We start from the raw sequence: 23,649 nt of genomic DNA on the forward strand, positions 1-23,649 counted from the left end.
GGGACGGCAGGGTTTTACTCGCCGGTACGGACACGGCAGTATGCAGAAACGTTCACTCGATGGCGAGTGGGAGTTTCGCCGCGAGGGCGGGGAGTGGCGGACCGGCGCGGTGCCCGGCGGCGTCTACACGGACCTCCTGGCGGCCGACGCGATCCCCGACCCGTTCGTCGAGGACAACGAACTCGACGTGCAGTGGGTCGGGAAGTCCGACTGGACCTACCGCCGCACCGTCACCGTCGACGAGCGCCTGCTCGACCACGAGCGGATCGTCCTCCAGTGCGACGGCCTCGACACTGTCGCGACCGTCTCGGTCAACGGCCGGGTCGTCGGCGAGTCCGTCAACATGCACGTCGGCAACGAGTTCGACGTGGCCGACGCCCTCGAACCCGGCGACAACGAGGTCACCGTCGCCTTCCGTTCGCCCGTCGAGTACGGCCAGGAACGGGCCGCCGAGTACCCCTACGAGGTGCCGTGTATCCGCTATCCCGTCGACCAGCCCGGTCGGCCGTTCGTCCGGAAGGCCCAGTGTCACTACGGCTGGGACTGGGGCCCCTGTCTCCCGACGATGGGCATCTACCGTGACATCTCCATCCTCGCCTACTCCGAACCGCGCGTGCGCTACACCAAGACCGAACAGGACCACGACGGCGACGGAATCGACCTGACCGTCCGCGCGGGCGTCGACGCCCCGAGCGCCGGCAGCTACGACCTGACCGTCGAGGTGGCCGACACCGTCCGCACCGAGTCCGTCGACCTCGACGAGGGCGAACAGGAGGTCGAGGTGACGGTCTCGGTCGACGAGGGATCGGTCGACCTGTGGTGGCCCAACGGCTACGGCGACCAGCCGCTGTACGACCTCTCCGTGCGGGTCGGTGACGGCCCCGACGCTCACGAAATCGCCGACCGCGTCGGCTTCCGCGAGGTCGAACTGGTCGCCGAACCCGACGACGTAGGGACATCGTTCTACTTCGAGGTCAACGGCGAACCCGTCTACGCCAAGGGCGCCAACACCATCCCGACCGCGCCGCTGTACGGCGACGTGACCGACGAGCGCTACGAGCATCTGATCCGCAGCGCCGCCGACGCCAACATGAACATGCTCCGAGTCTGGGGCGGCGGCTACTACGAGGAGGAGGTCTTCTACGACCTCTGTGACGAGTACGGCATCCTCGTCTGGCAGGACTTCATGTTCTCCTGCTCGCTCCACCCCGCGAACGACGACTTCCTCGACACCGTCGAGCAGGAGGTCCGCTACCAGGTGCGCCGGCTCGCCAATCACCCCTCGATCGCCGTCTGGTGCGCGAACAACGAGAACGAGGAGGCCGCACAGAACTGGTTCGTCGACCACCCTCACCACGCCGAGCACCTCGACGACTACGCCGCCCTCTACGAGGAGACGGTCGGCCCGGCCTGCCGCGAGGAGGACCCCTCCCGCACCTACTGGCCCGGTTCGCCCTCCAGCGGCCCGGACGAACTCGAACCGTACGTCTTCGAGAAAGGCGACATCCACTACTGGGACGTGTGGCACCGGGGCCAGCCGTTCGAGGACTATCTCACTACGAACCCCCGGTTCGTATCCGAGTTCGGCTACCAGTCGTTCCCCTCGACGGACTCGCTGCGCACGGTCCTCGACCCCGAGGACTTCAACCCGACCTCGCCGACGATGGAGCACCACCAGCGCAACCCCGGCGGCAACACGACCATCCTCCGCCGGATGGCCGACTACTTCCGCTTCCCCTTCGACTTCGACGACTTCGTCTACCTCTCGCAGCTGTTGCAGGCCGAGGCGATGTCGACGGCCATCGAGCACTGGCGCCGGCGCAAACCCACGACCATGGGCGCGCTGTACTGGCAACTCAACGACCTCTGGCCCGTCGCGTCGTGGGCCTCGGTCGAGTACGACGGCAAGTGGAAAGCCCAGCAGTACGCCGCCCGCCGGCAGTTCGCGCCCGTCCTCCTCTCCTTTCACCCGAGCTACGAGGGCCGCGACGGCGTCGACAACGCTCAGGCCGAAGACCCCGAAGACGGGGACTGGGGCGACGTGACCGCACAGACGCTGTGGGTCACCAGCGACGAGACCGAGCGCCTCTCGGGCGACGTGGCGCTCGAAGTCCTCACCTTCGACGGCGAACTCGTCCACGAGGAGACCGTCGCGGTGAACATCGACGCCCACCAGAGCGCCGAACTGGCGACCGTCGACCGCGACGACCTGCCCGAGGGCGTCGACACCAGCGAGGTCATGGTCCGCGCGGCGTTCGAGGACGGCGGGAGCGACGACGGTGCCAGCGCGGCCGACGCCCTCGACTCGTATCCGGCGACGACCTTCTTCGCGGACTACAAGCGCCTGGACCTGCCCGAGACCGACCTCTCCGTCGAGGTCGACGGTGCGGACGTGACGGTCACCGCCGAGAAGGCGGCGCTGTTCGTCGAACTCGACCCCGGGACGATGGCCGGCGCGTTCTCGGACGACTTCTTCCACCTCGCGCCCGGTGAGGTTCGGACGCTCACCTTCGATGCCTACGACGGCCGCCGCGACGCGCTCGTCGAGGCGGAACTCGAAGACGAGCTGACCGTGCGCCACCTCCGCGGGACGTACTGACGGGACAGCCGAACGGCTCAGGTCGGGCGGGCCCGTTCCGACACGCTAAGGTGGCCCCCGGAAGAATCGGCGTCCATGGCCGACGACCACGACGACGGACATCACGACCACGACCGCCCGGACTACGACCCCGCGAACAAGGACCTCCCGTCCGGCGAACCGCCGCTGCGCTCGACGGCACCGCAGAGCGAGTACACCGGTCGCGACGTGGGTGTCGGCGTCGCCGTCGTGCTCGTCGGCGTCGCCCTCACGTTCGTCCTGCCGATCGCAGTGGTCTAGAGGCACTCGATCTCAGTCGTTCGACTCCGCTTGGGCGTCCGGATCCGACGACGGCCGAGTGTACTCGACGGAGAACCGCCGGCTCGCGAGGACGGCGTTGCCGATCGCCTCGCTCGCGGTGTCGTGTGTCGCTCCGCCCTCGACGGACAGCCGTTCGGAGAGTGCGTACACTTGAAAGCGATAGGTGAACGGTTCCCCGCGCGGGGGGCAGGGTGACAGGTATCCGGGGTCTCCGCCTTCGGGGCGCCCCTGGCGTGCTCCGCCGAGCGACTCGACGACCGCCTCGCCCGGGAGGGCGGCGGGGATCCGGGTGCGGTCGGGCGGGACGTTCCACAGCGTCCAGAAGGTCCGGTCGGTGATCGGCCCCTGGTTGAACGACGCCGTCACCGCCACCGCCGCGGTCGGTTCTGGCGTGCGCTCGACGACGAACGGCGGCGAGACGCCCTCGCCGGTGCAGGTGAACCGCGCAGGCAGTTGTTCGTCGGGGTCTATGGCCGGACTGGAGACGCGGAACGCGCGCGGCGTCTCGGTCTCCGCCTCCGACCCGGCACAGCCGGCGACACCGACGGCGGTGGCGCCGGCGACCGTCGCGAGTACGTCCCGGCGTCGCATACCCGATCTCCGTTCGACACGGTAATCGGAGCTTCGATCGACGACGCGGGAGCCCACCGCCCGGACCGACGTCGGGCGACCCCACTCCGGGGGGGCTCTCTCAGCGCGTGAAGTCCGTGAGAACGGTTTTCACCACCACTCACATCCGGGCGAACGTGAGTGTGACGAAGTACCAGGGTCTGGTCGAGTGTCTGCACGAGCGCACGGGCGAGAGCCTGCTGACGATCACGCGGTTCACCGAGGAGCAGTCGGAGTTCCTCTACGGCGAGGAGTGGTTCGAACGGTTCGTCGCCGAGGTCGACACGCGCTCGCCGGAGAAGATGCACGAAGACGCCGTGTACAACCTCCAGCAGGCCGAGGTGAGCGGGAAACTGTACGGTAGCCGAGTCAGGTCCGAGGTTCGCATCACCGAAGACGGGATCGGGATCGCGCTCTATCCCGGCGACAGCGTCGGATTCCACGTCCTGCTCGACGACGAGGCGTCCGTCGACGTCCCCGACCTGGTCGACGACGCCCTCGCCGAGATCGGCGAGTCGGCGTAGCTCTCGGCGACGTAGGGCGGTACCCGCCGCCGTCGCGTTGGCCCCAAGCTTATGCCGAGCGGTTGACTACTCGAGACCGTGTGCGCTTCCCTCCAGCGACGCTCCGCAGACGGCGGTCCGACGGACGCCGGATTCGTCGCGCTCCTCGCGCTCCTGGCCGGCCTCGTTCTCGTGAGGTTCGGCGTCGGCTACGCCACCGGAGTGTTTCGCTCGGCTACCGGTCTCCTCAGGGTGCCGGCGCTCGTGACCCTGGCGTACAGCGCCGTCGCGCTCGCCGGCCTCGGTGCCGTCTCCGCGGCGTTCGCGGCCGGACGCGACGAGTGGCTCGACGGGGACGAACTGACCCAGGCGGCCCTGGCCGCGATCCCGCTGGTCGTCGTCGCCGTCCACGTGACGTTCGGACGACTCGATGTCGGCGTCTCGGCCCTGCCGGTCGTCAGGTCGGGCGGATACCTGGTCGCCGTCGGCGGTCTCACGTTCGGCTACGCCCGCGTTGCCGACCTCGACGTGGCGACGAACCCGCCGACCGACGACGGCTGGCTCGTGACCGCGCTCGCCGTCGCCGTCGTCACCGCGAGCGCCGCGCTCGTGACCGTCGGCGCATCGCTGTCCGGCTGGCCCGACGCGCCGTTCGCGGCGTTCCGGTACGGAACGGCGCCTTCGGTCTCGTCGCTACTCCTGACGACCGTCGTCCCGGTGACGGTCACGGCCGCCGGGACGGCGCTGCTGTTCAACGGCGCCGTCCAGGCCGCGCTCCGTCGGCACCGCTCGGCCGCCGCTGCCGTCGGCGTCGTGACGCTACTGGCGTTCGGTGTCGACTGGGCGATCGCGGCCGTTCCGATCGCGCTCTCGTCGGTCCTCGACCCGGTTGCGGCACCGATCCGGTGGCTCGTCGTCCTCGTCGCGGCCCTCGTCGCGGTCGCGGTGGTGCTGGCCGTCTCGGTCGCGTACGGGCGTCTCTGGGACGAACGAGGCACCGTCTCGCGCGACCGGTCGCCGCTCGTCGCCGCCGGAGCGGGAGCCGCGCTCGGCGCCCTCGTCGCGGCCGTCGGGTTCGCGCTCGTCGGGCCCGATCCCGGACCGGCGACGCTCGGCTACGCCGTCGCCGTCGGCGTCGCCGCGCTCGCCTACGAGCGAGTCCGGTCGATCTGGGCGCCGGCGCTCGTCTACGCCGCACACGGCGTCACGACACAGCTCGTCCCTTACTACGTCCCGTCCGACGCCGCCGGCGCCGTCGTCGTGTCGGTCCTTTCGGCCCTGAGCTGAGTCGCCGTACCGTCGAGCGCGGGCGATCCGGCCCGGAGTCCATTCGCATCTTCTCGCGGTCGGTTCGCGACCGCAGGCTCCGAACCCGTAACGAGACACTCCCTGACACGCACCCCGAAACGTAACTGCACGAACACCTATTCCCGTCGCAGACCCACGTTCGACGGGGGAGATAGGAATGCCACTACTGGAGCGTATCACGCGACTGTTCGGCGACGGGAGGGACACCGACGGCGGAGCGGCGAGGGATCGGAAATCCTTGGAGGAGGCGTCGATGGAACCGAGTCACGTCTGCCAGAGCTGTGGGAAGGAGTACTTCGAGAACCCGTCGATGAACATCCGAACCTGCGGGAACTGCGGCGGCGTCAAGGTCGAACCGGTCTGACCGGCGCGGCCGTCACCGTCGGGAGCGACGGGCCGCGCCGACCGCTCGCGAACAGCCCGTTCAGTCAAGTTCGCGGTCGATCACGTCGCGCAGGCCCGCGATCTCGGCGGCGTCGTAGGACAGATCGCCGTCGGCCAGCGCCACGTCGAGCGTCCCGGAGTCGTCGGCGCTCCCGAGGTCGTATACGGGGGCGACGCCGTCGAAGGCCTCGCGAACCGCGCTCGCGTCTGTCGTCTCGATCACGACGCGGCCGGCCTGCTCGCCGAACAGTAGCGCCGCGGGCGACCCCTTCGACGGCGCGTCGAGGTCGACGCTGGCGCCGGCTCCGTCCGAGACCATCTCGGCGAGCGCGACCGCGAGGCCGCCGTGGCTCACGTCGTGGGTCGTGAGTGTCGCGTCGTCGTTCGCCACGTCGACCAGCGTGTCGACGAACGCGTCGGGGTCGGCCAGCGACTCCGGGAAGCGATCGGTCCCCCCGAACTGTGCGAGGTACTCCGAGCCGCCGAGTCGCGCCTCGGCGTCGCCCTCCAGCGAGCGCGCGCCGACGAGCAGGAGGTCGCCCTCGCCGGAGAGGGCGTGGGGCGGCGCGTCGTACCCGTCTTTGACGCCCACAAGCGCGAGCGTCGGCGTCGGCGGGATGGGTCCGGCGACCGAATCGTTGTACAGCGAGACGTTCCCGCCGAGGACGGGCACGTCCAGCGTCGAGCACATCTCGGCGAGGCCGTCGACGATCCCCTCGAACCCGCCGTAGACGTCTGACTTCTCGGGGTTGCCGCCGTTGAGACAGTCGACCGCGGCGTGGGGGGTCGCGCCCTTCGCGGCGACGTTGGTCGCGTTCTCCAGCGCGACGGCGCGGGCGCCCTCGTAGGGGGCCGCCGTCGTCCAGTTGGGGTCGGCGCCCGAGGAGAACGCGAGCCCCGTTCCGGCCTCTCTGACGGCCAGGATCGCGGCGTCGTCGCCCGGCGGCGTCGCCGTGCGAACCTGCACCTCGTGGTCGTACTGCCGATACACCCACTCCTTCGACGCCGTGTTCGGACTGCCGACGACGGCCTCGAACGCCTCCGCCAGGTCGACGTCTCCGGGGAGGTCCCGCTCCTGTTCCTCGGGTTCGTCGGCCGGGAGGTCGTTGTACGGCGCGCCGTCGCCGAGGAACTCCGCGGGCGCGTCGACGACCGTCTCGCCCTCGAAGGTGCAGACGTAGTTGCCGTCGGTGACCTCGCCGATGACCGACGCACCGAGGTCGTAGCGGTCGGCGATCTCCCGGACGCGGTCGACGTTCTCCGGGCGGACCTCGTAGCACATCCGCTCCTGACTCTCGGCGAGCAGGTACTCCATCGCGTTCATGTTCGGCTCGCGCTCGTGAACGTTCGTCAGCTCGATGTTCGCCCCGAGGCCGCCCTTGGCGACCATCTCGGAGGAGGCGCCGCCCAGGCCCGCCGCACCGAGGTCGCGAGCCGACTCGATCAGTTCCTCGTCGATCAACGCCTCGTTGGCCTCGACGAGCAGCTTCTCGGTGTAGGGGTCACCGACCTGCACTGCCGGTCGGTCCTCGGTCTCGGCGTCCTCGGCGAGGTCCTCGCTCGCGAAGGAGGCGCCGCCGAGCCCGTCGCGACCCGTCGAGTTCCCGACGAGGACGAGCTTGTTCCCGGGCTCTTGGGCCTCGGCAGTGACGAGGCGGTCGGGGTCGTCGATCAGGCCGACGCAGGCGACGTTGACCAGCGGGTTGCCCTCGTAGTCGCCGTGGAAGGCGGTCGAGCCGGTGACGGTGGGGACGCCGATGCAGTTGCCGTAGTGGGAGATGCCCTCGACGACGCCCTCGAAGAGATAGCGGGAGTGCTCGCGGTCGAAATCGCCGAAATAGAGGGAGTCGGCGAGCGCGATGGGGTAGGCGCCCATCGAGAGGGTGTCGCGGACGATGCCGCCGACGCCCGTGGCGGCGCCGTCGAACGGATCGACGTAGGAGGGGTGGTTGTGGCTCTCGATACCCATCGTGATGTAGGTCTCGTCGTCGCCCTCGGAGGGGATGGAGACGACGCCCGCGTCGTCGCCGGGGCCGACGACGACCTGGTCGCCCTCGCTGTCGAAGGCGGAGAGCAGCGGCCACGAGGAGCGGTAGGCGCAGTGTTCGCTCCAGAGGTTCTCGAACAGCGCGGCCTCGGCGCGGGTCGGCTCCCGCCCCAGTTCCTCGACCACCAGGTCGTGGTCGCTATCGGTGAGACTCATTGTCGGAGGGTGGCTCCCGGCCGGCTAAATCGCTTTCCATGCGCGGCGGACCGTCCCCCGAGCCCCGTCGTCGACCCGTCCGCCTCGCCGCCCCGCTCACTCCTCGGACACGCGCACCGACAGCACCGGCACCGACGCCGACCGCATCAGGTTCTCGGTGACGCTCCCGAGGATGCGCTTGTCGATCCCGGTCCGGCCGTGGGTGCCGACGACGACGAGGCCGATACCGTTGGCGTCGACGTATTCGTTGAGCCGGTCGACCACGTCGCCCTCCTCGACGGCGGTCTCGACGGCGACGCCGCGGTCGTCGGCCCGTTCCCTGACGGGGGCGAACAGGCCCTCGTCGCGCTGCTCGCGAGCCTCGTCGATCTGCGACGACCCCAGGTCGATGCCCAGCACGTTCGATTCGAGGACCGACACCAGGTGGAGCGTCGCGCCGGTGGCGTCGGCGATTCCCAGGCCTTCGTCGACGGCCGCTGCGGAACCGTCGCTGCCGTCGCTCCCGACGAGCACCGACTCGGGCGGGTACTCGCGGTCGCTCTCGGGCGGGACCACGAGGACGGGCGCGCCGCCGTTCCGGACGACTCGCTCGGTGACGCTCCCGAGGATGATCCGCTCGATGTCGCGGCTCCCGCGGGTGCCCATCACCACCAGGTCGATCCCCCGGTCGTCGACGTAGTCGCAGATGGTCCGCGACGGGCCGCCCTGGACCACGTCCTCGACCGTGTCGACACCCGCGTTTCGGGCGCGGCTCGCTGCGTCCTCGACGATGTCGCGACCCTGTCCCTCCAGCACGTCGGTCACTCGTCCCTGGACGTTCGACAGGCTCGGCTGGTTCGTGTCGGCGACGTACAGCACGTGGAGCGTCGCGTCGTGGGCGTCGGCCGCGGCGATGGCGGTTTCGAGGGCCGTCTCCGCCGCCTCGCTGCCGTCCGTCGGGAAGAGGATCGCGTCGTACATGTCTCTACTTCCACGGGCCAGCCTCAAAAACGCTGTCTGCGATCGGTCCGAGTGCCTCGCGGTCGCGGGAGACCCGGCCGAGAGCCGACCCGGAACCGAACGTCTTCGCAATCGGACCTACCCGGCGAACGGATTCGGGTGGCCGTTTATGTCGTCGACCCCCGACGCTGGGGCCGTTTTCAGACCGCGGGAATGCCCGTGTCGCGATTTAAGCTATCACTCCCAACTCCGAAGTGAGCATGACCGACAACATCGGTGCGCCTGGAACGGATATGTCGCGTCGCGAGTTCGCCAAAGCCGCCGCCGGTACGACCGGCTTCGTGGCGCTCTCCGGCTGTCAGGCCGCCCCCGCCGAAGAGAGCGGTGTCACCGTCTCCGAGGTCGAATCGGGGACCGGTTCCACGCCCGCACAGACCGCCAACCCCGCGGACCTCCCGAAGACCTCCCCGCCACAGGTCGTCAACGTCGACGAACAGGGCAACCAGGTCACCCTGTCCAGCGTCCCCTCCTACCACGAGGTCCACCCCGGCGAGTCCATGGGCGGCCCGGTCGACCTCCCGGCGGTCTGGGCGTTCCAGGCCGACGACCGCGAACCCTCCGTTCCCGGTCCTATCCTCCGGACGACCGAGGGCGAGGACATGGAAGTCACGCTGGACAACACGGACGGCAAGCGCCCCCACACGGTCCACTTCCACGGCCAGCGCAAGACCTGGGAGAACGACGGCGTCCCGACGACGACGGGCATCACCGTCCCGCCGGGCGAGAAACACACCTACGAGATCCCCGCGAACGTCCCCGGCACCCACCTCTATCACTGCCACTACCAGACCCACCGCCACATCGACATGGGGATGTACGGCTTCCTGCGTGTCGACCCGAAGGGCTACGAGGAGGCCGACCAGGAACTGTTCATGACGATGAAGGAGTGGGACAACGACCTCAACAAGCAGATGGCTGGAATGGACGTGTCCTACTCGCCGCGCCAGCGCGACCCCAACGTCTTCACGATCAACGGCAAGTCCGCACCCCGGACGCTCCACCCCGAGGACGGCTCGCCCGTCATCGTCGAGCAGGGCGACACCGTCCGCATCCACTTCGCCAACAACGGGTACATGATGCACCCGATGCACACGCACAACCACCGCTTCGAAGTCGTCGAGAAGGACGGCTCGACCGTCCCCGAGGCGGCCCGCTACAAGCAGGACGTGCTCAACATCGCGCCCGCCGAGCGCAAGACCGTCGAGTTCGAGGCCGACGCCGACCCCGGTATCTACCTCATGCACTGCCACAAGGTGTTCCACGCCATGAACGGCAACTCCTACCCCGGCGGCATGGTCGGCGCCATCGTCTACCGCGACGCCATGGATTCGGACATCTTCTCCCAGCTCATGGACTACGCCGGCTACGAGGGCTGACCGCTCTCAGTCTCGCTCTCACCCCCGTTCCATCGCCTCGTCGTACCACGACGGGCGCTCGACCGTCGTCGTTCCGACCCGTTCGAACCGGACGCTCCGCCTGACCCGGACGCGGTCGCCGGCGTCGAGCGTCGCGTCGTAGACGACGTGATACGACCGCACGAACCCCGACTCGGCGACGAACGCGTGCAGCGTCGCGTTCTCGACGCGCTCGATCTCGCCCGGATCGTCGACGAACTCGTCGGACCCGGCGGCCGTCCCGACGAGGTGGACTCGGTCGCGGTCGCGGTCGCGCGAGTCGTCGGCGACGCGCGTCTCGAACTCTTCGAGGGTCGACCGGACCTCCGCCTCGGGTCCCAGATCCAGCGCGGCCGTGCCGAGCCAGAAGCTCCAGGTCCCGACGTAGGCGTCGGTGTCGTCGTACCGACTGTACATCGTCCGGTCGTCGACGATCCGGCGGCGGAGGTACACCTCGTCGTTCGCCCAGTACTCCGCCCGCTCCGGTGGTTCGCCGGTCACGAGCGGCGCGGCCGGGCCGTCGACCGATACCCTCGCGTGGTAGTCCCGCGAGGGACCGGCCGAGAGCGCGAGTCGGACGGTCAACACCGACCTGAGCGACCCGTTCGCCGCCCGAACGGTCCGGTTCGTGACGAGTGTGTAACTGCTGTTCCCGAGCGTGGCCGCGTGGGCGCCGGCCAGCGCCGCCGCGTCGGTCATACCGTTCGGTTCGACGCCCGGCGCCAGTCCCGAATCGGTCGGCACCGGCGCCGACGTCACCGTCGGGCGGTCCGTTCCGGGCGCGAACGCACTACAGCCGGCGAGAACGACGAGCAGCGCGACGAGCGCCCGGCGCATACGGTCGGTTCGGCTTCCGCGGGCAAAAGACGTGTGGCGAGGTACCGAGGGAAGATAGATGCGGTGCGGTCGGCGCGCGCTGGAGCGCGCTCTCGTGCGCGCGACGATATCGCGCGAGAGATGAGTGAGGGAGCGGAGCGACCGAGCGAATCGGTTGGGGAGGCTCGTGGCCGTCTCCGGTGCTGTGCGGGGCGGTTGCTGTTGCGAGGAGTTGCTGTCCTGGCGGACTGAAAGGGCGAGACGCGCTCGCGTTTGCGTGGTCGTCTGAGCGGGCACTATCCGCGCGGGCGGTGCTGAGAGCGCGGATATCCCGCTCAACGGCCGCGAGCGCGGCGAGGGGTTTCGGTGCGTGCTGTCTCCAACGGTAGACTCGACAGCTAGCGAGCGCGGCGAGGGGTTTCGGTGCGTGCTGTCTCCAACGGTAGACTCGACAGCTAGCGAGCGCGGCGAGGGCTTTCGGCGCGTGCTGTCTCCAACGGTAGACTCGACAGCTAGCGAGCGCGGCGAGGGCTTTCGGTGCGTGCCGTCGAGTGCAGTCGTGATCACTGCGAACTGTCGAACACAGTCGAGAGAGCCGGTGACCGAAACGGTTCCGGCGTGGCGGTCTCCTCGGCTATTCGGAGCGCATCCGGTCGTTACCGATCCTGGGACTCAGAATCATCGGTTCGCTCACCGTAGGCGTGCTCGATGGAGCGGAACACCGACAGCGCGACCTTCTCGCGGCTGGCCGGGTCGCGCTGGCCGTAGCGGACCTCCTCGAACAACCTGGTGAGTTCGGCCACGTCCTCGGCGCCCATGCCGGCGGCGACGGCGGCGTCGGCGAACTCGCCGGGGGTCGCCGTGTCGGGGTCGGACACGTCGAGCATGCTGGTCATCTCCCACCAGGCGCGGTAGACCTCGTTGTCCACGTCGGCGTTGTGCTCCTCCAGCCGGTCGGCGGCGCGACCGGCCGCGGCCGCCAGGTCCCGCGGCGTGAACTGGTCGGCGTCGTCGGCCTGGGGGTCGCGCTCCTCGATGTTCGAGATGGTGTCGCCGCCCGACGCGCGGTACAGCGCCGCAGCGGTGCCGACGAGGACGACGCCGAAGACGCCCAGCACCGCCTCGGCGGGGAGGGTCGTGACCAGCGGGTCACCGCCGGTGCCGGGGAAGGTATCGCCGGTGACGTTCCCCGGCCCGACCCCTCGCCCGCCGACGGTCGGGCAGTCCGTCGAGAGGAAGTACGACAACAGTACCGGCGGCGCGAGCGCGTACACCCCGAGCAACGAGGCGCCGAAGCTGTAGCGGCGCTTGATCAGGCCGACCGCCGCCGCGAACACGCCGAAGTAGGCGAGTCCGCCGTACCACGTCGTCAGCGGCTGGACACAGCGGCTTAGATCTCGCGGTTCACCCGGCTCGCTGGGCGTCCCGACCGGCGTCCCCTCGTCGGGCGGCCCCTCGTTCGGGTCCGACGGCTCGGTCGGGTCCGGCTGCGGATCCGGCTCACCGATCCCGTTGTCGCCGCCGGGGTCGACCGGCGCCGCCCCGACGTCGACCACCGAGGTTACCGTCGCCGCGCCGACGGCGATCGCCGCCATCGCCACCACGCCGACCGCGATCACCCGCAACGACGTCCTGTCGAAGTAGTCGTCCATGGGTGTGCCAATGGCTACCGATTGTAAATGTTTTTCGTACGTACTCACTGACTAACAGGACAGTCAGGCGGTGTAACGCCGTCGGCCCGTCGGAGTCGAGCCGACGGCGGGAGGGATCGACCGGGGGAATGCTACCCGGACGAGTCGACGGGTTCGACGGTCATCCGCTCGGCCCAGTAGTCGCCCACGGCGTAGCTCATCCGGTAGGTCGCGTCGTCGTAGCGGACGTAGGTGGTGTCCCCGAGTTCCTGTGGGAGCGAGTCCCACTTGCCCGTGGGCACGTCGTGCGACCCGTTCTCGACGGCCCAGCGGACCTCCTCGCGGACGTCGGCGGAGAGGTTCGCGTAGGCGGTCACCGAGGCGTTCTCACCCGGCGAGGCGGGGTCGGCGTAGATGCTGTAAGAGGCGTACAGCGGGCCGTCCATCGCGACGGCGATCCGGTAGCGCTGTCCGTCTTTCCGGACGAACGCGTGGTCGCGGAACGGCCCCGCGGCCTCGGTCGTGTGGTTGCCCTCGACGTAGGGCGAGTCGGGAACGAACGAGATCTGGCCGTCGAGGGCGTCGTCGAAGGCCGCCTGCGAGTCCGGCGGCAACTCCGCGTAGTCGACCGTGTTCCCGTCGGTCGGCGTGGGGTTCGGCGTCGGCGACGCGTTCGGCGGCGCCGCCGTCGGCGTGGCTGTCGACGGGCTCGAATCGGGCGTCCCCGTGGGCGTGGCGGTCGGCGTCGCCGACGCGGTTGGCGTCGCACCGTCGCCGCCGGGACCCGGCGCGGCGAGACAGCCGCCGACGGCCGCCAAGGCGACGAGCGCGGTGATCAGGCCGATTCGGTCCATGTTCGAACGGTCGACCCGGACGGAAAAGGGTCTTGTCGTGGCTCAAACGGGTCTTTGACAGCTACTTGGTTCGACCGAACCAGGGCGTCACTCCGGTGCCATCCCCTTCTCGGCGAGTTCCGCGCGAGCCGACTCGCTCTTGCCCAGGTCGAGCCCCATCCCGTCGAGGACGTGGTCGGCCTTGGTGAACTGCACCTCGTCGTACTGGACGACCTGGATGCGATTGCCCCACGGGTCGCGGAAGTCCAGGCCGGCCGTGGCGATCCGTTCGACCTCCGCCTCGTTCAGCCGCTCTTCGACGAGGTCGGCGTCGTCGACGACCAGCCCGAAGTGCCGGTGGTCGTCGGTCGTCCGTCCGGCGGTCGCGTCCTCGGTCAGCGCGAGGAACTGGTCACCCACGTCGAGAAACACCGCCGAGTCGGTCCGGCCGCGCACCTCGAAGTCGAAGATCGAGGCGTAGAACTCGCGGGCCTCCTCGGCGTCACCCACCGACAGCGCGACGTGGTTGATCCCCACCGTCCGAGCGCGTTCGTCGTCGTCACTCATGTGTGCGGGTTTGGACCGCCGGCCAAATCAACACAGGGGGCCCGAAGGGCTACCGTTCGATCTGGTCTGGACGAAACTCGAACAGCGTTCGCGCGGGTAGTTCGAGCGGCCCGCGGACCGAACGTGTTCGCCGGAATCGGCAGGGGGTGCGCGGCCGAAGGTTCGGGTGTATGCCAGTGACCACGCTCGACGTCCGCGAGGTCCCGCCGCCCGAACGCCACCCGACGATCCACGAGGCGTTCGAGGAACTGGCGAGCGGTGAGACGCTGCGGATCGTCAACGATCACGAACCGAAGCCGCTGTTCTACGAGTTCCAGGCCGAGGTCGAGGACTTCGACGCCGAGAACTACGCGGTCGAGCGGCGCGAGTCCGACGAGTTCGTCGCCGACCTCCCGAAGGTATGAGCGAGGTCGTCCACCTCCCCGACCGTGAGGGCGACGGCCGCGGCGTCCTCTTCGGGGGCGCGCCGAAGACGGTCCGACTCTCCCTCGACGCCGGCGACCGCGTCCCGCCTCACCAGCACCCCGGGACGGAGATCGTCTGCTACGTCGTCGACGGCGCCCTCGACGTGACGCTCGGCGACGAGACGGTCGACCTCGTCGCCGGCGACGCCGCTCGCTTCTCCGGCGACCGGGACATCTCCCCGCGGGCTCGCGAGGACAGCGTCGCCCTCCTCGTCCTCGCCGAGGGCTGAGCGACGCCCTCCGACTCGTTTTCTCGCCGCGTCTGCGAAGAGTGCTCTGTCCCGAACAGCGACGACGGCTCACTCGCCCAACAGCGACAGCGCCGTCGCGACGGGCTCGGGGTCGTGGTCGTCGCGCTCGGCCGCCGCCCGGAGGCTCCGATCGGGGGCGGCCAGCAGCCGAGTGACCAGCCGGTCGGCGAGCCGTTCGACCACCTCGCGGTCGCGTTCCCGGAGGTCCCCCCGGGCGTCGAGTTTCGCCAGCGCCGTCTCGACTTCGCGGTCGCGGACCCGGCCGGCGCACTCGTGGATTCGTGCGCGCGCCGCGTCGGGATCGGGCGTCCCGGCAGCCGATTCGGTCGGTTCCGCGGCCGGCTCGGCGGGAGGCTCCGCGGCGCCGGCACCGTCGGAGTCGGCGCTCTCGCCACCTCCAGTCCACGGCGCGCCGGTCATGTCCGCCAGATAGTCGTGACGGTCACCCCGTCGCGCTCGACGGTGGCGTACTCGTAGCCGCGGTCGTCGAGCCTGGGATAGAGGTGCTGCGGTGCGCGGTCGTTCAGCTGGACGAGCACCGCCCCGTCGTCGAGTTCGACCAGTCGTTCGAGCGTGTTCGCCAGCGGCTCCGGCGGGCCGAGATCGCGCACGTCGAGCGTCTCTCTGGGGGCCTCCGGCGGGGCGTCGGTCTCGGCGGCGATCGCCTCGACGTTCGGTCCGATGGACATGGTCACACCTACGGCGCCGACGCTTCCAGAGGTTGCGTCGAACGTGTTCGAGCGGTCGAAAACGGGCGAGCGGTCGAGAACGTGTGGCTACTCTTCGACCGGCTGCAGCGTCACCGTTTGGCCCTCGTACTCCTCGATGAACGACCCGGGCCCGCCGATACTGACCTCGCCGGCGTCGGTCTCCACGTAGAGGCTGGTCTCCAGCGTGTAGTCGTTTGTCGCCGGCTCGACGAACGCCTGGCGGACCTGGCTGACCCGGCCGGCGACCTCGGGGCCTTCGTCGGTCCGGACGACGGCCTCCAGTTCCGCGCCCTCGCGACGGTGGAGGACGGCCTCCAGCACGGAGTGGCGAAACCAGTCGAAGGTCCGTGGGAGGTCGCCCGGCTCGCGGACGTGAACCTCGGTCGCCGCGGGCCAGTACGCGCCGAAGTACAGTCCGACGATGGCGCCGGCGAGGTTGTCCTGCGTCACGGTGACCGCTTCCTTGTCGACGTGGGTGCCCGAGAGAATTCCCGAGTGGCCGATCATCGCCGCCTCGTCGTCGGCGGCGTACATGAACGGCAGGCTCTCGGACCACGAGCGGACGACCGCGGCCGTCTCGTCGAGGCCCAGCTCGTCTGCGTCGATGTCCGCCATCCCGCCGACGAGCAGGAAGACGAGCACGCCGCGGTCGACCGCGTCGCGCAGCTCCGGTTCGATGTCCTCGTAGGAGTGACCCGGGACCGCCACGAGCACCTCGTGGTCGGCCTCGGAGATCCCCCTCCGGAGCCGCTTGACCGCCGTCTCGCGAGCCTTGATGATCTGTATCTCCGGGGTCTTCGGCTCGGTCTCGTTGAATCGATTCTCCAGCGTCGGCGTGATCGACTCCAGACGGTTCGACAGCGCGTCGATGGCCTCTTCCGGCGGCAGCGCCCGGATGGTCGTCGGCGAGGCGTGGTCGTTGACCCGGACGAGACCCCGGTCCTGCAGCCGCTCGGCGATGTTGTACACCGCCCGCTGGGTCACGTCCGCCGCCTCCGCGACCGTCCGAACGGTCGTCTCGCCCTGTTCGAGGATCGCCAGGTAGGTGTCGATCTCCGTGTCCGAGAAACCGAACACGTTCAACTCGTCCCTGAGCGTCCCGTCGTCTATCTGCTCGTCGGTCATGGTATCGGCTCGTTGAACGGTATCACGTATGGTAGTTGCTCTTGCACGTTCGCTTCGGCCGCACGTCGTCCGCCGGCTCGACCGCTCACCACAGCTCCTCGAAGGGGTCCCAGTCGGCGCGGATGAACGCCGCCGAGGCGACGAATATCACCGCGAGCATCGCGAAGCTCACGACCGAGATCACGAACGTCCCGGTCCCCCGCTCGACGAACGGGATCGCCAGGACCAGGAACCCCAGCAACACGGCGCTCGCGGTCAGAAACGCACGCCAAACTGTCGTCACACCCTCGTCCTCCGTACACGGTGATCGTCCGGGGGGAACTTCAGGGTCCCGCCGCGGCCGCGACCGACCGGGCCGCCGCATGTCAGAGCGACCCGGTAGCGGGCGGGCGGGACCGTCATCGTCAGTCCCCGGCGTTGGGCGACTCCGCCGCGTCGACGCCGTCGAGCGGTTGACTCGACCAGTACCGGTGGTTCGAGTCCGCGCGGTGGCACGCGACAGCGCGCTCGCCCGGCGTCGACTCGGTCTCGCCCAGCTCGGGCGCCTCGCTCACGCAAGCCTCGCGGGCTTCCGGACAGCGGGTGTGGAACCGACAGCCCGTCGGTGGGTCCACCGGGTCGGGGATGTCGATCGACCGGACCGGCGGGTCCGTCATCTCCTGGTCGCTCGGGTCCAGGTTCGCCGTCGCCCAGCGTAACACCTTCGTGTAGGGGTGCTGGGGGTCGTTCAGTACCTGCTCGGGCGGCCCGACCTCGACGAGTTCGCCGAGGTACATGATCCCGATTCGGCCGTCTGCCTTCTCGGCGAGGTAGCGGGCGTTCGACAGCGTGTGCGAAATGAAGACGAACGACGTGTCGAACTGCTCCTGCAGTTCGAGCAGGAGGTCCATCGTCTCCACTCGCAGGGACACGTCGAGCGCCGAGACGGCCTCGTCGGCGAGGATCACGTCCGGGTTCATCAGCAGCGCGCGCACGAGCGCGACGCGCTGTTGCTCCCCGCCCGAGAGCTGGTGAGGGAAGCGGTTGGCGTAGTCCTCCGGCGGTTGCATGCCGACCCGGTCGAGCAGCGCGTAGATGCGCGCCCGACGGTCCTCGGTCGACAGATCCGGGTCCCAGCGCTTCAGCGGCGCCTCCAGCGAGGTGACGACCTTCTGGTTCGGATTGAGCGACGCGCCGGGGTCCTGGTGGATGATCTGCAGCGCCCGCCGGATGTCGCCGAACTCGATGTGCGGGTCGCCGACCCGGTCTTTGGCCTCCCAGACGTCCTGGCCGCGGTAGGCGACGGTGCCATCGGTGGGCCGCTGGACGCCGATGATCGCCTTGCCCAGCGTCGTCTTCCCGCAGCCGGACTCGCCGACCAGCGCGAGCACGTCGTTTTCCGGGATGTCGATACTCACGTCGTCGACCGCGTGGACCGTCTCCGGCTCGCCCCGCAGCGAGTCGAGCAGTCCCTGCTCCTCCTCGAAGTGGATCGACACGTCGTCCAGCGAGACGACCGTCTCGTCGTCGGGCGCGGCGAGCGCGTCGCCAGCGGTCGCGCTGTCGGAGCCAAACGCGTCGTCGGCATCGCCCGTCGCGGCGGTCTCCTCGACCGCTGCGGTAACCGCTTCCACGTCGAACGGGACCGCTTCGTCGGCCCGCTCGTGGTGGAAACACGCCGAGCGCTGGTCGCGACCGGCGTCGTACCACTCCGGTTTCTCCTCGTGGCAACGCTGGTCGGCCAGCGGACACCGCGGCGCGTAGTGACAGCCGTCCGGGACGTGGGCCGGGTTCGGCGCCGTCCCCTCGATGGGTTTCATCGTGTCGAGGGGCGCGTCGAGGTTGGGCACCGCCTTCAGCAGCGCCCTGGTGTAAGGGTGGCTCGACTCCCGGACGATCCGTTCGCTCGGGCCGACCTCCGCGAGTTCGAACGCGTAGAGGATGGCCAGCCGGTCGGCCAGCCCCGCCACCAGCGGCAGGTCGTGCGTGATGAACAGGATCGACAGCTCGTACTTGTCCTTGATGTCGTCGAGCAGCGAGAGGATCGACCGCTGCATCAGCAGGTCGAGCGCGGCCGTCGGCTCGTCCATCAGGAGCACGTCGGGTTCGAGGATCAGCGACAGCGCGATCAGCGCCCGCTGGCTCATCCCGCCCGACAGTTCGTGGGCGTAGGAGTTCAGGACTCGCTCGGGGTCGAGATACAGGTCCGACAGGAGCTGGTGGGCCCGCTCCATCCCCTCGTCGACGTCGTAGTCGTGGGCCTTCAGCGTCTCTTCGAAGTGCCCGCCGATCGACATCGTGGGATTGAACGACGACAGCGCCCCCTGGAAGACCATCGAGATCTCCTCCCAGCGGAACTGCTTGAGATCGTCGCCCGAAAGATCGAGGACGTGGACCGGGTCGGCGTTGCCCGAGGGGTAGTAGCGCACGTCGCCAGTGGTGATCCCGGGCTCTTCGACGGCGTCCATCATCGCGTTGGCGAGCATGGACTTGCCCGAGCCCGACTCGCCGACGCAACCGAGGATCTCCCCGCGACGCAGGTCGAGACTCACGTCGTCGAGTACCATCGCGTCGCGGGCCTGCAGGTCGTAGGTGACGCTGACGTTGCGGACCTCGACGATGGGGTCGTCGGTGGCTTCGGCGGTCTGGTCGCGGCCCCGCGAGGGACCGTCGGTGCCGGTCGTGTCGTCGCTCGTGCTCGCCATGTCAGATACCTCCCGTGGCCGCGCTGGTGGCGCCGCCGGGGCCGCCACCGTCGCCCTCCTCGTCGCCGTCGTCCTCGACGGTCTTGGCGTGGCGGGCCCGCACGCGCGGGTTGAACACGCGGTCGGCGCCCTGCGCGAGCAGGGTCAGCCCGAGCGCGAGGACGATGATCGTCACCATCGGGACGAGCAGCCAGTGGAACGCCGCCGGCGAGGACGTCGCCCCCGCGCGGTTGACCGCGGCGTTCATCATGACGCCCCAGTTGTTGCTGTTGTACGGCAGGACGCCGAGGAAGTACAGCCCGACGGCCCCGAAGATGACCGCGCGGGCCTGCCGGACGAAGTTCATCGAGATGTACGGCATCAGGTTCGGGATGATATCGCTCGCGATGATCTTCGGCGTCCCGATACCCATGATCCGCGACGCCTCGACGTACTCGGCGTCCCGCAGCGTCAGCACCTGCGACCGGATCGCGCGTGCGAGGCCCGCCCAGGCGTTGACGGTGATGAGGACCCCGATGACGACCGGGTTCCCGTTGATCGACAGCGCCGTCGCCAGCACGATGGTCAGGGGCAGCCCCGGGATCGTCATCATCACGTCGGAGATCGTCATCAGGACGCTGTCCGTGCGGCCGCCCTTGTAGCCGGCGAGCGTGCCGGTCACCGTCCCGAGGACGACGGTGAACACCGCCCCGGAAGTGATCATGATCAGCATCGTGGGCGTCGAGTAGACGATCTGTGACATGATGTCGGTGCCCGACGCCGTGGTGCCGAGCGGGTACTGCAGCGTCCGGAACGCCCCGACCAGCAGCGGCCCCTGATTGGGCGAGGGCTCCGCGACGAGCTGCAGTCCGACCGTCCCCATCAGCAGGTAGAACGTGACGACGACGACGCCGAAGCGGGCTCGCCAGTCGTCCCAGACGATCCGCGCCGGCGCCAGTATCTTCTCCTCGAACCACTGTCGACGGCGCTCGGTCTCCGACAGCGACACGTCGGCCATCTGTTCGAACTCGGAGACCGAGCCGCCGGCGCCGTCGGTCCGTAACCCGTCGCCGGGCTCTCCGTCGTCCGCCGCTACACGGCCCTTCCGGGCGTGACCCGAGATAGCGGGCCGCGACGGCCCGGAGTCGCCGGCTCCGGTGACCGACTCGGGGTCGATCGCGTCGTCGTCGCCCTCGATGGCGGCGAACGCTGGGTCTTCGTCGCGGTCGTCGCGGGCCGGGGAGTCCTTAGTAGGACTCACGCGAGGCACCTCCCTTGGCGCGCGGGTCGAGCATCCCGTAGGTCAGGTCTGCGATCGTGATGCCGATGACCATCGCGACGGTGATGAGGATGAACCCGCCCATCATCAGCGGGTAATCGCGCGCTTCGATCGCCGTGATCAGGTAGAACCCGACGCCCGGGTACGCGAAGATGTTCTCGATGATGACCGCCCCGCCGAAGACGGTCCCGATGGCGATCATCAGGCCCGTGTACATCGGCAGGATGGCGTTGCGCGCGACGTACCGAAGGGCGATCCGCCGGGTCGAGAGCCCGCGCAGCCGGGCGACCCGGAGGTAGTCCTCACCGAGAACGCGGATGGAGTTGCCTCGCATCGACAGCGCCCAGCCGCCGAAGCCGACGACGGCCATCGAAGCGATCGGCAAGGCCCCGTGTTTCAGCACGCTCAGGAGGAACGGGGCGCTGAATCCGGGGTCGATCGCCGAGTTGTACCGTCCGCCCGTCGGGAAGATCTGGTAGCGATAGCCCAGATAGGCGACGAACAGCAGCGCGACGACGTATCCCGGCGTCGAGTTGAGCACCAGCCCGACGCCCGTGCTGGTGAGGTCGAACGTCGAGCCCTCCTTGTAGGCCATGACGGCGCCCAGCGAGACGCCGACGACGAAGGCGAGGAACAGCGCCGAAGCGGTCAGGAACACCGTCCACGGGATCGCCGGCCCGATGATGCTCGCGACGGGCTGTTCGAACCAGATCGAGCGGCCGAAGTCCCCGCTCAGGATCGCCGTCATGTAGTCGAAATACTGGACGTAGACAGGCTCTTCGACCGCGATATTGGTCTGGGCGGCGATACGCTGGTTGATCTCGGCCATCGTCATCGAGCTGCCGCCCTGTTGGATCATCTGCGCTCGCAGGTAGTCCATCGGGCCGCCCGGCAGCAGTCGGATGAGGCCGAAGCTACCCGACACCACCACGAAGACGGTGAGGATTGATTGGCCGATCCGCTTCAGTACGTAGCTCATGTCGTGTTACTCGCTCGCGGTGGTGAGACTTTCGACCAGGTCGACGGGCGCGACCGTCTCGCCCGAGCGCACTTGATCGTGGAGCACCGGCGTCTGGAACTCGTCCGGCATGTTCCAGTAGTTCGTCGCGTCGCCGCTGTCGTAGATCCACTGGAAGTGGAAGTACGGATGGGCCTGGTTGTACGACGCCCAGCCCTGCATCCCGACGACGAAGTCACCGTTCGCGTAGTCCTGTCCCCAGTACGTCGAGCTGTCGAGCATGTTCGCCCGGGCGTCGATGCCGAAGTCCTTGAGCTGGGAGACGATCGTGTTGGCGCCGGCGACCCAGTCGGAGAAGCCCGAGGGCCCCTTGATCGGGATCGTCAGCGTCTCACCGTCTTTCTGCCACGTGCCGCCGCTCTTCTCGTAGCCGGCGTCGCGCAGCAACTGGGCGGCCTGGTCGGTCTGTGCGCCCCCGCGGCCGTAGGTGTCGAACTCGTCGACGACGCCGTCGAGCCAGGCGCCCTCGATCTGGCCGTTGAACTCGCCGGTCAGGCCACTCGGGTACGTACAGGCGATCTTCGAGTTGGTGCCGGCGCCGGAGTTCTTGGCGACGGCCTCGCGGTTGACGACGTGGGCGATGGCCTTGCGGACGCGCGCGTCGTCGACTGGCGACTGCTCGAAGTTGAACACGAGACCCATCCCCCAGTGGCGCGGGATGAGGCTGACCTGCACCGAGTCGGGCAGCTGGCGCAGCTTGTTCGACGGCATGAACAGCGTCGCCGACCCGTCGGTCTCCTCGTTGATGAGGGAGTTCCACCGGCCCTGGTTCTGGGGCTTGTAGAGGTACTCGGCCTCGGGGTAGTTGGCGTTGCTCGCGTCGGGGTGGTCGTCGTACTTCGTCAGCAGGGTGCGCTGGGTGTCGGCGTCCTCGAACTGGAAGGGACCACACCCGACCGGCTCGGGCACCGTCGCGTCCGTCAGGTCCGAGAGCGCCTGTGTCCGGGCGTCCTCGGAGCCGGCGGAGTCGAGGGCCTCGACGTGTTCGCCGTAGGTGCCGTCGTGGGCGACGAGGTACTTCGGCTGGAGGTACGCCAGCAGGATACCCTCGTTGACGGCCTCGGTCAGCGTGACCTCGACGGTCGACTCGTCGCTGGCGACGACGCGCTCGGACACGGCCCCCTCGTCGTCGGGGGCGACGAAGTTGCCGAGGCTGCCGCCGTTGTAGATATCGAGTTTGATCTGGTTGGCCACGTCCGTCGCGGTGACGGGGTCGCCGTTGTGCCAGGTCTGGTCCTCACGGACCTTCAGTGTCAGGGTCGTCCCATCCAGGGAGTGGTCGCTGACGACGTAGCCCGAATACTCCTGAGTCGCCAGGTTGTACTTCATGAACCGGTCGAACAGCAGCCGACGCGGTTCGGCGAAGTTCTTGCCGTTCCAGGGGTTGTACTGGCTGTCCTGCGGGACGGCCCACTGGGCGAACGTGAGTCGGTCGTCGTCGCCGGTCGAGGTCCAGTCGCCCGAGCGGGGCAACCACTCCGTCGGCCAGTAGAGCTGGGTCTTGTCGCTGTCCTTCGAGGGGACCGACCAGTCGTCGGTCGTCTGGAACGACTGGGCCAGCTTCTCCTGGACCGGCAGGACCGGGAGCTGCTGGTTCGTCACGTACGCCAGCTCCTGGATCGTCGCCAGCGACTCGCTGTCCTCCTGAATCGGCGTCGCCGTCGGCGTCGGCGTTCCCGTCTCCGTATCGGCGGCGCCGTCGCCGCCGTCGCCGGTGCCACCGTCACCTTGCGTCTCGGTTTCCACTGCCGACTGTCCACCACAGCCCGCGAGGCCCGTCGCGACGCCCGTCGCACCGAGCAGCTGCATCATCCGTCGGCGCGACATGGGCGTCCCGTTCGACCCGTGGTTCTGGTTGTCAGACATCGCTCGTCCAAGACCATGATAGTCACCCCAATAAAACTTTGGTTGAACTTGTTCTTCAACATCCTCGTCAGAATTAAGTAGGTCGTTCCAGTCAGTATTTGACGATCGGAGTCCGCGCCGGACTTCG

At 68.9% G+C, this 23,649-nt stretch carries 23 protein-coding genes; 8 read left to right on the forward strand and 15 right to left on the reverse strand.

The genetic code is table 11. From position 1 onward, the window contains the following. Nucleotides 1-40: 40 nt before the first annotated feature. Nucleotides 41-2,599 carry a beta-mannosidase gene (locus I7X12_RS01555; RefSeq protein ID WP_198062138.1) on the forward strand — a complete coding sequence of 853 codons (2,559 nt, stop codon included), beginning with the start codon at nucleotides 41-43 and terminating at the stop codon, nucleotides 2,597-2,599. Nucleotides 2,600-2,674: 75 nt separating this feature from the next. Then, complete coding sequence (locus I7X12_RS01560; RefSeq protein ID WP_198062139.1) at nucleotides 2,675-2,878, forward strand: DUF7550 family protein; 204 nt, start codon at nucleotides 2,675-2,677, stop codon at nucleotides 2,876-2,878. 12 nt (nucleotides 2,879-2,890) lie between these two features. On the opposite strand, the gene I7X12_RS01565 is transcribed toward I7X12_RS01560, so the two are convergent. Further along, the gene (locus I7X12_RS01565) at nucleotides 2,891-3,490 is read right to left on the reverse strand and encodes a YbhB/YbcL family Raf kinase inhibitor-like protein (RefSeq protein WP_198062140.1); all 600 of its coding nucleotides are present in this window, start codon (nucleotides 3,488-3,490) and stop codon (nucleotides 2,891-2,893) included. Between the two features lie 155 nt (nucleotides 3,491-3,645). On the opposite strand from I7X12_RS01565, the gene I7X12_RS01570 reads away from it, so the two are divergent. The 3 genes from I7X12_RS01570 (at nucleotide 3,646) to I7X12_RS01580 (ending at nucleotide 5,683) form a co-directional block, all read left to right on the forward strand. Beyond that, nucleotides 3,646-4,032, forward strand: coding sequence for a hypothetical protein (locus tag I7X12_RS01570; RefSeq protein WP_198062141.1), 387 nt, complete (start codon nucleotides 3,646-3,648; stop codon nucleotides 4,030-4,032). Nucleotides 4,033-4,110: 78 nt separating this feature from the next. Next, nucleotides 4,111-5,298, forward strand: coding sequence for a hypothetical protein (locus I7X12_RS01575; protein WP_198062142.1), 1,188 nt, complete (start codon nucleotides 4,111-4,113; stop codon nucleotides 5,296-5,298). Nucleotides 5,299-5,476: 178 nt separating this feature from the next. After that, entirely contained in the window at nucleotides 5,477-5,683 is a 207-nt protein-coding gene (locus I7X12_RS01580) for a hypothetical protein (RefSeq protein WP_198062143.1), read from the forward strand. A gap of 60 nt (nucleotides 5,684-5,743) precedes the next feature. Here I7X12_RS01580 and purL read toward each other — a convergent pair whose 3' ends face one another. Continuing rightward, a complete protein-coding gene (gene purL / locus I7X12_RS01585; RefSeq protein ID WP_198062144.1) occupies nucleotides 5,744-7,906 on the reverse strand; it encodes a phosphoribosylformylglycinamidine synthase subunit PurL in 2,163 nt (720 codons plus the stop codon). A 96-nt stretch (nucleotides 7,907-8,002) separates the two neighbouring features. Further along, entirely contained in the window at nucleotides 8,003-8,866 is an 864-nt protein-coding gene (locus I7X12_RS01590; protein ID WP_198062145.1) for a universal stress protein, read from the reverse strand. A gap of 239 nt (nucleotides 8,867-9,105) precedes the next feature. Here I7X12_RS01590 and I7X12_RS01595 point away from each other — a divergent pair, with 239 nt between their 5' ends. Beyond that, nucleotides 9,106-10,281, forward strand: a complete 1,176-nt coding sequence (locus tag I7X12_RS01595; RefSeq protein WP_198062146.1) for a multicopper oxidase domain-containing protein — start codon at nucleotides 9,106-9,108, stop codon at nucleotides 10,279-10,281. Nucleotides 10,282-10,299: 18 nt separating this feature from the next. Here I7X12_RS01595 and I7X12_RS01600 read toward each other — a convergent pair whose 3' ends face one another. The 4 genes from I7X12_RS01600 to I7X12_RS01615 all read right to left on the reverse strand — a co-directional run bounded on the left by I7X12_RS01600 (nucleotide 10,300) and on the right by I7X12_RS01615 (nucleotide 14,146). After that, complete coding sequence (locus I7X12_RS01600) at nucleotides 10,300-11,136, reverse strand: DUF7537 family lipoprotein (protein WP_198062147.1); 837 nt, start codon at nucleotides 11,134-11,136, stop codon at nucleotides 10,300-10,302. A gap of 635 nt (nucleotides 11,137-11,771) precedes the next feature. Continuing rightward, the gene (locus I7X12_RS01605; RefSeq protein ID WP_198062148.1) at nucleotides 11,772-12,767 is read right to left on the reverse strand and encodes a DUF4129 domain-containing protein; all 996 of its coding nucleotides are present in this window, start codon (nucleotides 12,765-12,767) and stop codon (nucleotides 11,772-11,774) included. Nucleotides 12,768-12,898: 131 nt separating this feature from the next. Next, nucleotides 12,899-13,600, reverse strand: a complete 702-nt coding sequence (locus I7X12_RS01610; protein WP_198062149.1) for a hypothetical protein — start codon at nucleotides 13,598-13,600, stop codon at nucleotides 12,899-12,901. 87 nt (nucleotides 13,601-13,687) lie between these two features. Next, nucleotides 13,688-14,146, reverse strand: a complete 459-nt coding sequence (locus tag I7X12_RS01615) for a VOC family protein (protein WP_198062150.1) — start codon at nucleotides 14,144-14,146, stop codon at nucleotides 13,688-13,690. A 170-nt stretch (nucleotides 14,147-14,316) separates the two neighbouring features. On the opposite strand from I7X12_RS01615, the gene I7X12_RS01620 reads away from it, so the two are divergent. Next, the gene (locus I7X12_RS01620; RefSeq protein WP_198062151.1) at nucleotides 14,317-14,550 is read left to right on the forward strand and encodes a DUF2249 domain-containing protein; all 234 of its coding nucleotides are present in this window, start codon (nucleotides 14,317-14,319) and stop codon (nucleotides 14,548-14,550) included. After that, entirely contained in the window at nucleotides 14,547-14,840 is a 294-nt protein-coding gene (locus I7X12_RS01625) for a cupin domain-containing protein (protein WP_198062152.1), read from the forward strand. The genes I7X12_RS01620 and I7X12_RS01625 overlap by 4 nt, the downstream gene beginning before the upstream one ends. 69 nt (nucleotides 14,841-14,909) lie before the next feature. On the opposite strand, the gene I7X12_RS01630 is transcribed toward I7X12_RS01625, so the two are convergent. The 8 genes from I7X12_RS01630 to I7X12_RS01665 form a co-directional block, all read right to left on the reverse strand. Further along, nucleotides 14,910-15,281: a hypothetical protein gene (locus I7X12_RS01630; protein WP_198062153.1), complete on the reverse strand. Its 372-nt coding sequence runs from the start codon at nucleotides 15,279-15,281 to the stop codon at nucleotides 14,910-14,912. Beyond that, nucleotides 15,278-15,550, reverse strand: a complete 273-nt coding sequence (locus I7X12_RS01635; RefSeq protein ID WP_198062154.1) for a DUF2249 domain-containing protein — start codon at nucleotides 15,548-15,550, stop codon at nucleotides 15,278-15,280. The genes I7X12_RS01630 and I7X12_RS01635 overlap by 4 nt, the downstream gene beginning before the upstream one ends. A gap of 87 nt (nucleotides 15,551-15,637) precedes the next feature. Next, a complete protein-coding gene (locus tag I7X12_RS01640) occupies nucleotides 15,638-16,696 on the reverse strand; it encodes a TrmB family transcriptional regulator (RefSeq protein ID WP_198062155.1) in 1,059 nt (352 codons plus the stop codon). Between the two features lie 85 nt (nucleotides 16,697-16,781). Next, nucleotides 16,782-16,979, reverse strand: a complete 198-nt coding sequence (locus tag I7X12_RS01645; protein WP_198062156.1) for a hypothetical protein — start codon at nucleotides 16,977-16,979, stop codon at nucleotides 16,782-16,784. A 121-nt stretch (nucleotides 16,980-17,100) separates the two neighbouring features. Then, nucleotides 17,101-19,380, reverse strand: coding sequence for an ABC transporter ATP-binding protein (locus I7X12_RS01650; protein ID WP_232342978.1), 2,280 nt, complete (start codon nucleotides 19,378-19,380; stop codon nucleotides 17,101-17,103). A gap of 1 nt (nucleotide 19,381) precedes the next feature. Then, complete coding sequence (locus I7X12_RS01655; protein WP_198062157.1) at nucleotides 19,382-20,620, reverse strand: ABC transporter permease; 1,239 nt, start codon at nucleotides 20,618-20,620, stop codon at nucleotides 19,382-19,384. Next, nucleotides 20,607-21,617 (reverse strand): ABC transporter permease, encoded by a 1,011-nt coding sequence (locus tag I7X12_RS01660; RefSeq protein WP_198062158.1) that lies wholly within the window; start codon nucleotides 21,615-21,617, stop codon nucleotides 20,607-20,609. The genes I7X12_RS01655 and I7X12_RS01660 overlap by 14 nt, the downstream gene beginning before the upstream one ends. A 6-nt stretch (nucleotides 21,618-21,623) precedes the next feature. Next, nucleotides 21,624-23,522: an ABC transporter substrate-binding protein gene (locus tag I7X12_RS01665; protein WP_198062159.1), complete on the reverse strand. Its 1,899-nt coding sequence runs from the start codon at nucleotides 23,520-23,522 to the stop codon at nucleotides 21,624-21,626. Nucleotides 23,523-23,649: the final 127 nt, after the last annotated feature.

Source organism: Halosimplex litoreum, from assembly GCF_016065055.1.
GTDB lineage: Archaea > Halobacteriota > Halobacteria > Halobacteriales > Haloarculaceae > Halosimplex > Halosimplex litoreum.